Source organism: Butyrivibrio sp. MC2013, from assembly GCF_000424585.1.
Classification (GTDB): Bacteria; Bacillota; Clostridia; order Lachnospirales; family Lachnospiraceae; genus Butyrivibrio.
In genome coordinates, this window is record NZ_AUKE01000027.1 from 32,810 (window position 1) to 44,682 (window position 11,873).

Annotated in this window: 6 protein-coding genes; all 6 read right to left on the reverse strand. The window is 37.1% G+C overall.

Annotated features, from left to right (window positions below):
• Positions 1 to 2,568, reverse strand: a complete 2,568-nt coding sequence (locus G636_RS0112755) for a hypothetical protein (RefSeq protein ID WP_026508369.1) — start codon at positions 2,566 to 2,568, stop codon at positions 1 to 3.
• On the reverse strand, positions 2,561 to 5,020 hold the full coding sequence (locus G636_RS0112760) for a UvrD-helicase domain-containing protein (RefSeq protein ID WP_026508370.1): 2,460 nt from the start codon (positions 5,018 to 5,020) through the stop codon (positions 2,561 to 2,563). Before G636_RS0112760 ends, G636_RS0112755 begins: the two co-directional genes overlap by 8 nt.
• Before the next feature lie 18 nt (positions 5,021 to 5,038).
• Complete coding sequence (locus G636_RS0112765; RefSeq protein ID WP_026508371.1) at positions 5,039 to 6,658, reverse strand: 3'-5' exonuclease; 1,620 nt, start codon at positions 6,656 to 6,658, stop codon at positions 5,039 to 5,041.
• Between the two features lie 162 nt (positions 6,659 to 6,820).
• Positions 6,821 to 7,516 carry a hypothetical protein gene (locus tag G636_RS0112770; RefSeq protein WP_026508372.1) on the reverse strand — a complete coding sequence of 232 codons (696 nt, stop codon included), beginning with the start codon at positions 7,514 to 7,516 and terminating at the stop codon, positions 6,821 to 6,823.
• A 4-nt stretch (positions 7,517 to 7,520) separates the two neighbouring features.
• Complete coding sequence (locus G636_RS0112775) at positions 7,521 to 10,754, reverse strand: helicase-related protein (protein ID WP_026508373.1); 3,234 nt, start codon at positions 10,752 to 10,754, stop codon at positions 7,521 to 7,523.
• A 148-nt stretch (positions 10,755 to 10,902) separates the two neighbouring features.
• Positions 10,903 to 11,520, reverse strand: a complete 618-nt coding sequence (locus G636_RS18560; protein WP_256379611.1) for a reverse transcriptase domain-containing protein — start codon at positions 11,518 to 11,520, stop codon at positions 10,903 to 10,905.
• Between the last annotated feature and the right edge of the window lie 353 nt (positions 11,521 to 11,873).

Below are 11,873 nucleotides of genomic sequence, written 5' to 3' on the forward strand. Positions count from 1 at the left end.
TTAATCACCCATCTTATAATCCAATCCAAAAAGCGATTCCATACAATAGCTTGTGTGTGGACAAAATTCGCAATTATGCGATCCTGTATCGCCATGCCGCTTATAAAAAATCCCTTTTCGTCCTTCCTGGCTCATTAGCATTGATGCATTTTTTTTGCCCTCAGCATAGATCCCTTCATCTAAAAACTCCAAATTCAATCTCTCATTTGTGTAATCGTAGTCATCATAGGTAGTATACTGCTCTTCGTGTTCTGGTAACCTCCATCTTATAGCATCATCAATCATCTGCCTTCTTTCAGCTTTTCTTATACTTGGAAACAACTCAAAAACCTGTTCCGAAACCTGTTCTATCGTGTATTTATTTCCTAGAATTTTCTTCAATATCTGGATCAATCGGACAACAGCTCTGTTTTGCTGATATTCACTTTTGTAAGAAAAACCATCACTCAAAACATTACTGTAAATAAATCGCATCGGACATATTGAATATTCCAATTCGCTGTCATAGCTATGATGGTCCTGATGGTCTCGAATATTATAGTCATTCTCTACCCGCTTTTGTGCAGGAACCTGCGATACAGCCTGAAGATCAACTTTCCGATTATTGTAATTTACTATCTGTATATCAGATAATTTATCCAATAGAGTCACATATGGTGACGGAGAAAAAAGCTTTTCACCTTGCTTCTCTATCCATGATATTTCAACATTATTATTCTTCAATGCACTATAGATATAGTAGCGGTTTGATAATGCTGTTAGATAATTGTTATTAATCCATTTAGAGAGATTAGTATCTTTTCTCTTTTCAACCACACGCTTAAGTATATCTTCATCTAAAGGCCAGGCATATGTTCCTACTGCACCGGGAAGTTTGGTAATATCTGCTAGACAGATGTGAACCTTACCTTTTGCAGAAATCGGCGCCGAATCTACATGAAATATATTAAAAACAATCGTTTTATCTATATCCTTTTTGTCTTCTTCCTCAATCTTATTACCCATAAAAGAAATCAATGCCGTTGCCAAATCACCAGGATAACACAGAAAGTCTTTTATCCTATCACTCTCAAGGACTTTAAATATTTGCTCAGCAATTTTCTTTTCTTCCTGATATAAATCTTTCGAAAAACCTTCTGGGATGTAGATCATCGCTTCCAATTTACTCATATGTTCGTGAATGGAAATTGGTTCATTGGCGCCAAACAAAGATTTAGCCATTTTTATTAGCTGACTAATAATACTAATGACATCATCAATTCTATTTTCTTTTATCGAATAGACTCCAAATTTCTTAAATGGATCTCCATACAATTCTCTATTTCTATCTTTTTTCTGATCCCCAGTCTTTTTAATAGCAAAGACGTCAATAGCATTATCATATGCATCTATAAAACTGCCCAAACGTTCATTCCATTGATCTACTGTATAACATCCTTCGAAATAAGGAAGCAGCCTTTCAAGATCATCTGTGTATTGAATGCTGCTATGGCCTCCCGCTGAAAGCCAACCGGAAGCAAAACATTTCCTAAGACCATCAGCATCTAAAACAATGCATTGAAGATTCTCATCCCACATACGGTGAAGAGTATAAATAAATTGACCAATGGGGTAGGATAAAAGATTCCTAACTTCATAGTTTTCAGGAAAATAATCTTTCAGTATACTATTGGCTGTATGATCATCAGCACAATAAAAATAATAGCCTTCATTTTTAATCCTTTGTATATCACCTATGAACTCAGCAGTATTATCATACTTGATTATTTTGATGTTTGAAGCCTTTGCAGGCTCTCCCTTTTCAAAAATATCCCCCAACGGATTCCGAGACAGTTCGCTTTCCTGTCTTATCCATTTTTCCTTTGAAGGAAATCCATTATGACCATCATATAAATAATTCCAGATCTCATTTGCATAGGGATATTGTTCTTCGCTTTGAATAAGTGCATATATGTCATACCCAGATCGACTAAAGCAATCAAATATAAACTGCTGCATAGGAGTAAAAAAATGAAATCCATTCCATACAATCTTGTTTTTCCCTCGAAAACGAAATACTTTTTCAACTTCTTCCTTAAAAACGTCAGAATTTTCATATTCTTTCATTTGGTTACGGAAGTCTAAAATATTATTATCTGCTCTTTCCAGCTCTTTCCACATCTCGACAAAAAGAATAATATCTCTGTCATCATCTCGAATATCCTCCGGTCTTACCCTTGCTTCTTCCAAACGAATAATATTATTAATCGCAGAATAGATATTTTTTTTACATCCGTAAAGCCATTCTCTCCTGGTTTTATCATTTGTATCAGAGATTTTTTCTCGCAAAAAACGGCTCAATAATGTCACATAAGTAAATTTCTGGCCCATTGAGTTCCAGTTAGGAAACATGTATTGCTGAAACAAAGAAAAGTTCATGATATTACCCCTAAAGACTCTCATGTCTTGCGGTATATATTTTGCCATTCCAGCTGACATGGTTAACTGTGGAAGTGCAGCAATATCAGAAAAAAAAGATGCATTTTTCAATTCAGTAATCTTGGTATAGGTAAATACTTTGTTACTCATTGATCAGCCCCACCCTTCGGATTAATGATGACCAGCTCTCATACATATCCCAGTTATTCACAAGCAAAACAAGTCTATTTACAGCTCTTGTCATTGCCACATAAAGCATTCTTGTTTCTTCTTCAATGCCCTTTTGTATTTCTTCTTTTCGTAGCTCATCATACCAGGCACTTGTCATCTTTCCAGATACGTTTCTTAGATAACACCATGCGACCTTTTTGTCATCAACCAAAATATTAGTATCTTCCCTTGGAATCAAACCATTATTCATAGCAGGCAGAATCACAGTATCAAACTCAAGACCCTTAGATTTATGAACCGTCATTATATATACGCTTGTATAGTCATTTTCCATATCCAAATCCGGTTCCATTTCCTCTCTGTTTGTTGCAATCATAAGCGAGAGGTATACATACAGATCATAAAGAGTTGCAAATTCCCCTTCCATTCGCTGCTGTATCATATCCATAAGCTTATCAAGATTTACTTGATAGCTCTTTGCATCTATTAGAGCTTGTCTGTTTCTCTTTGCCTCGGTCCAGCCTTCCCCTTGCATATGAACCTTATCCATAGCAATGTAGCGCTGTATTATTTCTTCATTTTCAACAATTTCCTTAACAACTGCCAATACAGGTCTTAACCGAAATTCCTTCTGATAATGAGTCTTTTTATATGTAAATTTATTAAGGTATTCATTCAATGCTTTTTTATCGCCATGTAACCGCTCCATCTCCGAAGTTGATATAATTCCATCATATATTGCATATGGCGTCATCAAATAGTTATATGTATAAATCGGGTGATCAGGAAAAATAAAAGAGCTGATCATGGCATAAAAATCCCTAACAGCCCGTGAAAGAAAAAAGGGGCGATCTGAATTTAGAACTACCGTTTTACCATGAGTCCTACATAACTCTGCAATTTCCGATGCTTTCTTATTACCTCTTACCAATACAGCAACCTTTGTTTTCTCCGTAACTTTCTTCTTCCCCGAGCGCACCTCTAATTCAAGATCATCGAGAGCACAATTTATTACCTCCATTGTTTGTCTTGGAATCGTATCTTTTTTCTCTATATAATCCATCTGTACTGTTCCAGGCTCACGATTGAATGGCCTAACTGGTTCTTCGTAACCTAGTAAACCTTCATATGACCACGCAAAGAAATATTTTTCCATTATTCGCATGATATTAGCACAAGTCCTATAATTATTCCTCAAGCTAAAATATTGAAGCTTTCCATCCATCTCATCATCAAGAATATCAAAAGCCTCAGCTGTAGCTCCTTTAAAAGCATAGATACTCTGTTTAACATCCCCTACAACAAATAGTTTCGCACCAACATTTTTAACTAACCTAGCAAAAGTCCTTATTTGTGTTGAATCTGTATCCTGAAATTCATCCACAAACAGATATTTCATATCTAGGCCATCGCATTTCAACCTTTCATCCAACAGATAATGTCCGAAATCAAAGAATAGATCATTAATTGAAATCGTATTTTCGTCTAACTTAAGTTGTCTATATCTCTCTTCGAAATCATGAAGAACTGCTTGAATTACCTTTTGCAAACCCGCTATAACCGGTTCGCTATTAGAATCTCCCCAGTCCTTTCGTAAAACTTCCGTTATTGTATATCCTTTTCTGGTTAACTCCTTCCAATAATCATCTATCAATTTTCCAGCTTCTGGATATGTTATACCAATCTGAGAAGTTATTGTCTTTTGGTCACTCAACTTATCTGACAATATATCTTTTATAAGATCCTTTCGATCTTTCTCCAAAGGACGAATGGCAATATCTCGTCCAAATCCCACACCTGTACCAAATTTTCTAAACAAATCATAGGCCAAACTATCTATTGTGCTTATGTGCATCTGAGATTGCTGCTCCAACCATGACAAATATCTTTTATTCTTTGTCAGTGAGTATTTCTTTAATAACATCTCCTGCAAACGAGCATTCATCTGGTTCGTAGCTTCATTAGTAAACGTAATCATATAGATTTCTGACATCAATAGATTCGGAACAGTATGCATGAGGTAGAGTATTCTATCAATCATTACAGTTGTTTTACCTGTACCTGCTGAAGCTTTAACCACAATATTAGCATCGCTCAAGCAATGCTCAACCCTGTATTGAGCAGCATTAAATGCTGGGATGTTCTTTTCTGCCCAGTAAAATAATTCACTTTTTCTTTCATCATCAGTAATTCCTAATCCATCAATTATTATATTAGGTGAATATAGTTCTACTCCTTCGACTTCGGTAATATCAAACAGCTGTAGAAAGAAATCCTTTACAAAGACGCCAAAACGCTCCCGCAATGCTTCAATATCGGATGGACTTCCGAACCAAAACACCTTAATTCCTTCCTTAAGATAAACTTTTATCTCTTCCAAATGCTCTTGCAGATCTTTCTTAAAAAACAGGGCTGAATACCTTGCTCTCATATTTTTACTCTCCAATACTCAAAAGGACCATCTTCGCCTTCTGCTATCCCTAGCAGACTGTTCTATGTCTGATTCCGCTTGTTCCTCATAATCCTCCTCGGGAAGTTCTCTTTTTTGATACATCGGAGTTTGCTTGTTGAGTTCAGTTTCAACAGCATCTTCGTAAGTCAATCCAACGTATAATTCCGGATCCATTTCATCAATAAACATTGAACGTCTGCCACTATATATAATCACAAGCTGGTGCATTGCTCTCGTCATCCCTACATATGCAACATTTCTTTGTTGCATAAGCTTTTCTTCATTTTTTATTGCCCAATTTTGAGGTATCATCCCCTGATAAAACTGTGGCAAAATCACACGCATAAATTCAAGTCCCTTGGATGTATGTATAGTACATAGTTTTATACCCGGCCCGGTAATAGAATAATTACATCCCTTTTCATTCTTGATCAGCTCATAGTATATATGCTCCGATGATAGCCATCCTCCAATCTTCTCTACCGCATCATTAGTGAAGCACATTATACCAATAGTTTTATCCGGATCGTCTCTCAGCCACTTTTTCAAAAGCGCGATGATATATCTTCGTTCTTCGTCAACGTTTTTACAAGCTATGATTTCCGGTTTTTCTCCCGTCGCTGTTGGTCTTACATGCTCAACTTTATCCTCATCAGATACTTCAGCCTGATTCTTTTCCTTCAATGATTCTGCCAATGCATCAATCTGTCCTGTGCATCTAAAGGGAATGGAGAGCCTTTTTGATGTAGGTTCAATATCTGCTTGAGAGAAAGTCCATCTTCCTTCATATATTCGCTGATTTGCATCCATGCATATTGTTATATCTCTTCTTGTAATTTGTTTAAGCGCTATTATCTTTGCCAAAGTCTGATCCTGAGCCTCATCTATCAACACATGATCAAACTTCATCTGATCCGGAATTTTGTCTGCATTATGCGTGATATATAATATTCTTTCATCTCCTGATTTTGAGTCATCATATATTTTCTTCTCGCGCAGTTTTTCCTGATATTTACAGAACATCTCAAATGCAACTCTGCGATCAAGTTCATCCATACGATGTGTATGACCTCTTCCTACACGTTCTTTCATATTTAGATATCTGTCTCTATCACTTCTGTTAAAAAAATTCAGGTTACGCATCCACGTAAACTCTTCGTACCAGAACCTCATTCCCCATTTTATATATTTATCTGAGCCAATAACCTTTCCATGCTCAGACAATGTCTCGGACAACAGTTTATCTCTAAGATTCTGATATGCAGGATTACCAAGTTTGTCATATCGTCCCCCAGGCATTCGATCATACAAGATTACAAGATACTCGTGAAGCGTACCAACCTTTATATATTTCTCATCTTCAGGAGTAAGCATCATCCATTCCTTTAGCCAATGTGCTAGAACACGGTTATAAGTGAATATAACAACTGACCTTTCCCTGCCCTCAGCCTTTGCTTCATTCAGATAATTTCTTGCCCGTTCAATCAACACAAGGCTTTTACCTCCACCCGCTGCTGACCGTATTACTAGATCTTTTCTCTTTTCACCCTGATAATTGACGCAGTTCTGCTGTTCTTTTGTGAGTTCAATCGGATCATTTGTTACTGGATGAAGCATAAACGCACCTCTTTTTTACTTCTTTACAATAGCCACTAACGCTTCTGATAAAATGTATATTCTTACAGTATTACAAATTAAATATCTGCTATAGTTCATTTTCATATATACTATTTACTGACATAGGACCATACATAAATCCAATTAACAATTCTTCGAATTCTATTCATCCTTATTCCACCACCAATACTTATCCTCGCATCTATCCGTAAACTCATTTTCCTCTTTATAATCATTATTTATCCAAAAGTTTTCAAAAGTCTCTTGAAGCTCATATTCATATTGCCTATCCCTATCACTTTGTACATGGTTGAGCCACCCATCTACAGAATATCCAAAGTACTTGGTCCGCTTATGATTATTCCAATACTTTTCTATGATACAATTCCACTCTAAACACACCCCTGGCGCAGAATCATTGTCGATTATAGCCTTTCTTATCTCTTCCAATATTTCAGTGTGCTCTTCATCTGGACGCCTCATCTCAATACCCTTCAGCCCAACCATCCCCATGATGTTCATACCGCCATTTTTCTTTTGTGATCTTGAGTAGAATGAATAAATGTTTGCCACGTATCCATCATGCACTATAACCATGCTACGATATGAAATCTTGGAAGCAAGCAAGCGCGCCACCCCTGAATCAGTCCATTTATTCATATATTTAGCTACTCTCGCTGAAAACACTATTATTTCTGAATCATCTTTAAATTTCAAATCGTATACTATTTCCAAATCAGAAATACACTTTATAAGTTCTTTTTGTTCTTGTGATACTGCGCGTGGTCCCCAAAATTTTTCTGGCTCAATCTTTTTTCCGACATAAAATTCATCTGGAAAATCCAAAAAAGTTTTCACTCCATCACCTCACATTCAAAAAAGAGATCAATTCAAAATCATCAAGTCCACTAAAACTGTCGCTTAACAACGTCGTTCCTCCAGGTCTAAATAGACTTTCAATATCGCTATCCTCTTTTGTATCCATGATGGATTCTATTGCCGAAGAAAGAAGCTCGGATAATTCCCTCATGTCTGTACCATCTTTAGTCTCCTGATTAAACTCCATGCATAAATCCTCAATTGGCTCGGAATGATCTTTACACAACAGTCTCATAGCATCTAGCAATTTCTTCGGACTAAGATAGTCACAAATCACTTCTCCATCCTGATCAAGATATACAAGATAATAAGGGTACAGCCTATTCTGATTATCTCCCTTGTTCATTTTTTTTATGTTTCGTAAAACAAATATGGTTCCCTCTGGAAGCTCCGAAGTTTTCGGTACAACTGCATATATTCCATTTGGATGCTTATCAATATGTTTGTCATTCTTCATATATTCCAGAAGATCCATACGAAATTCATTGAATCCAAGATCCATAATGGATACGCCTGATGACATATCTTCCATATCAACAACTTCTTCCTGTAACTTTTTAAGCTGTTGACGCCTATATTCAAGATCACCTGCCTCTTCTGGGTTGATTGGATTGTCATCACCGGTAGAAGTCATAACTGATATTTTCATTCTCGTTTCAACCCTTGCCTTAAGATTTATGTATTCATCAAGATCCATATCTGGCCAAAAGTTAACAAGCTGTATCTGTTGATTTTTACTTCCAATTCTATCCACACGCCCAAAACGTTGTATTATTCTTACTGGATTCCAGTGAATGTCATAGTTAATGAGATAATCACAGTCCTGAAGATTTTGACCTTCTGATATACAATCTGTGGCAATCAAAATATCTATAGTCTTGTTACTTCCCGGCATTAACACTTCTCTATTCTTTGATATAGGCGAAAAGCATGTAAGAATATTATTCAATGTCCCCTTGATACCCTGAAGCGTTGTCTTACCCTCGACGGCACCAGTAACAAGTGCTGTATGTAATCCGTACTTCTTTAAAAAAAAGCCACTCAGATTGTCATAAAGGTATTCTGCAGTATCTCCAAAAGCAGAAAAAATTATAACTTTTTTATTTCCTCTATTGATCGGGGTCTCAATCTTTTGACAAACATGCTCTAAAAGTGCTTGCAGCTTTGAATCATGTTCTGGCGTAATATCAGCAACCATTTTGTTTATAAGCTTTAAAGTTTCTGCGTCCTTTCTCAAAACATCACGCCAACTAACATAATCCATATCTGCAAGCTCAATTTTTATCTTCTTTCCTACGCTGAAGAAATCTGTATTCTGATCGTCAATGTCGAGATCTTCTTCATCTGTTACTTCCATAGCATCCACAATTGCCTGTCCACTTTTCTCAAATTCATCAATCTGAGCAATGGTTGTATTTATCAAATTTGCTATTCTACCAAGTGTAAGATTAAAGGAATATACTGAGCTTTCTAGTCTCTTAAGAAGATTGACGCTCATCAATTTTTGGATACCTTCCTCACGACCAGACTGTGTAAGGCCAGTCCCCTTTTTATGAGAAAGATCCTTGTATTTATCTACTTTGCTAGGCAAAATATATGCTGAAGGAGTGTATATTTCCAATGCAAGAGTATTTAGTAATTCATATATGTCATTGTAGTTAATAGCATTTTCATGATCGGTAAGATGTGCTCGGATTGATATTGGTTTCTTTCTATCTGGAAACTTGCCAACCTCGCTCGATTTATAGTATTTCTCTATATGCCTACGTGATCTGGCAATCGTGACACTATCAAGCACCTCAAAGAAGTCGAAGTCCAGTGTCTTCAATAATCTCTCAGTTGTTCTTTCCTCTAGCCGCAACTTACTCCAAGCGTTGAATTCTTTTTGCGCCTGTCGGAATATCTCATCTATGGAATGAGACGTATTCAGCTTGTTGCTTATTAATTCAACGTTACCTTCATAAGCAATGGCCAGCTGGTTTTTTAAATCATTGAATCGGTTATTTACAGGAGTCGCTGACAACATCAGCACTTTGGTCTTCACACCTGCTCTAATTACTTTATTAAGCAACTGATGATATCTGTTTCCTCTGGATTCATCACCTACAGAAAACTGACCACCATTACGAAAATTATGGGATTCATCTATAACAACAAGGTCATAATTGCCCCAGTTTAGCCTATCCAAGTCAATTCCATTAGACATTCCGCCTTTTCTGGATAAATCCGTATGAAATAGCACATCAAATCTGAGTCTATCTTTTGCTATAGGATTGTTCACATAGTTTTCCTTAAACGTAAGCCAGTTTTCACCAATCTTTTTAGGACAAAGCACTAATACAGATTTATTCCTACTTTCGTAATACTTTATTACAGCTAGCGCTGTAAACGTTTTACCCAGACCAACGCTATCAGCCAGAATACAGCCATTATACTTTTCCAGTTTGTTCACTATCGAAAGTGCTGCATCTTTTTGAAAATCGTACAGCAGGCTCCATATAACACTGTCCTTAAAGCCGGTTTTCTCATCCGGCATAACATCATCTGATAATTCATCAAGAAAACCACGAAAAATATCATGTAACGTTTTGAAATATATCAGTTCTGGTGAATTTTCATTAAAAGCTGCTGAAAGACCTGCTATAACATCAGCTGTTACATCCTGTAACTTGTCTTCGTCGCGCCAGACTTCATCAAAAAGCCTCATATATTCTTGCGTACACTTTGCCCCAGCCTTTTGAATCATAGTGTATGCATAATTTCCGCGTTCTTTTCCAAGTTCAACAGCCGAAAACTCTCTGATTGGTGAATACACCTTATCATCCACCACCATAAAGCCCGTCATTTTTTCATTCGAAACATTTGATCTGAACACCGCTTTCTTAGCAGCCCAATTCATACACTCCTTTGATATAGCCCGAAGATCTAATCCATTTCTTAAACGAATCTCAAATTCTGTACCATAGAGATTCTTCTCACGCCCACGCTTTGAAATGTAGAACTCTTTATTAACTTTTATATCCTCTGCAGCTGTGAACGTGGGTTCAGTAAATATAAACCTAAACTCACCACAGTTATCCAGTGCTTCTCTTAGTTCTTTATACGCATAAACAGAAAAACTCGCTGCAGCAATTACAATTGTGCTACTTTTCCCTATTTCTTTCTTAAGATCTTCACCCAATATCTCATGAATGTTATCTATCAGGTCTACAGACATTAACTATCACCCCAAGCAAACTATCCACTTTTAAAGTTATACTTGAAAACGTTTCATCATATTTATCGGTTTCATTATATTAACTCTGTATGTACTGCTTATAACAAACAAGACCACCGCAGTCCCCTGCAGTGGCCCCTTACCCTTTTTATCCCCTCTCCAATGCTCTTTTAATCTTCGTCATATGTCTCTTAGTGTCCGTGGATATGGACTCTTCCTTGAATATCCTTTCCGCCCTGTTGACGTAATCTAGGAAGTTTGGCCTGTCCTTTTCGGCCAGCTTCATATGTTTGGACAGCTTGTAATACCTGCTCCCCTTGTAGGAATAGAGCCTGTAGAGATTCTGCCTCCCGGCCCTGGTCTTCTTATGGGTCATTCCTCCATTTGATACCACGCCCTTAGCTTTCCTGTACATTTTGTGGTAGTACTTTGATATAGTCTTGGATCTGATGCTTACATCCTGTCCGTCATATGAGAAGCCCAGGAAATTTATGATCTTCTTACTGCCGCCCTCTGACAGATTTGTTATGACACTGCCCTCTTTCTGATATATCTGCGTTTTGCGCTTCTCAAGCGTCACCATGCCCTTTTCCAATATAGCTTTAATATCATCCACTAGTTCTTCCGCATCGCCCATATGATTTCCGGGTATCACGACCATAAAGTCATCGCTATAGCGCATATAGAATCCGCTTCGCTCCTTGCAGTAATCCAGGATTTCTTTGTCTATCTCAAGCATATATACATTAGCCAGGACTGCACTTATCGGAGATCCTTATGCCGAGATAAATGTTATGAGGAGTCAATCCCAGAAATGTGCGTAAAATAAGTATCCTTGGGTAAATAACTCGGCATAACACACAGCCCCCAACTCTTAAGTATGCGGGAAAAAACCGTTCATTATAAGTATGATAATCATTGTGTTTTTCTGCTATTCTCATGTCATAAGGATTCCAGAAAGGAGGCCATTATGACATTTGAAGAAATTACAAGCGGATTAAAACAACTGTTGTTGGACAACAACTATAACCCGGTAACAATCAGGTTCTATGAAAGGGAGTGGTCAAAAATCCAATCCTTCCTGATCGAAAACTACGGGGACACCACGTTTGATATGGA